Genomic DNA, 828 nt, shown 5'->3' with positions numbered 1-828 from the left:
GACGTGCGGGATGCTGCGGACGTCTTCCGCGACGTCTACGACCGGACCGGTGGTGTGGACGGTCGGGTGTCGCTGGAGGTGGACCCGCGGCTGGCGCACGAGACCGACAAGACGGTGGCCGAGGCCGTCGACCTGTGGAAGGCCGTGGACCGGCCGAACCTGATGGTCAAGATCCCGGCCACCAAGGCCGGTCTGCCGGCGATCACCCGCGTGCTGGGCGAGGGCATCAGCGTCAACGTGACCCTGATCTTCTCGGTGGAGCGCTACCGGGAGGTCATGGAGGCCTACCTGGCCGGGCTGGAGCAGGCCAAGGCCAACGGGCACGACCTGGCCGGCATCGAGTCGGTGGCCTCGTTCTTCGTCTCCCGCGTGGACACCGAGATCGACAAGCGCCTGGACGCCCAGCAGGAGGGCCACCCGCTGCGGGGCAAGGCCGCCATCGCCAACGCCAAGCTGGCCTACGCCGCCTACGAGGAGGTCTTCGCCTCCGAGCGGTTCCGGGCCCTGGCCGCCGAGGGCGCCCGCGCGCAGCGCCCGCTGTGGGCCTCCACCGGGGTCAAGGACAAGTCCTACTCCGACACCCGCTACGTCGACGAGCTGGTGGCGCCGAACACGGTCAACACGATGCCCGAGGGCACCCTGCAGGCCTGCGCCGATCACGCCGACGTGCGCGGTGACCTGGTCAGCGGTACCGGCGCGGAGGCCCAGCAGGTCTTCGACCAGCTCCGCGAGGCCGGTATCGACCTCGACGACGTTTTCGCCGTGCTGGAGGCCGACGGAGTCCAGAAGTTCGAGAAGTCCTGGACCGAACTCCTCGACACCGTCGCC

1 protein-coding gene is annotated in these 828 nt (G+C 70.0%); it reads left to right on the top strand.

Features of this window, described 5'->3' with window-relative positions; genetic code table 11:
- A partial coding sequence (gene tal, locus ACFQRI_RS27095) for a transaldolase (RefSeq protein ID WP_380673498.1) occupies window positions 1-828 on the top strand: 828 nt, incomplete at both ends.

The organism is Saccharopolyspora griseoalba, assembly GCF_042665275.1.
Taxonomy (GTDB): Bacteria; Actinomycetota; Actinomycetes; order Mycobacteriales; family Pseudonocardiaceae; genus Saccharopolyspora; species Saccharopolyspora griseoalba.
Note: the sequence above shows the minus strand (reverse complement) of the source record. Positions and strands in the feature narration are given on the sequence as shown.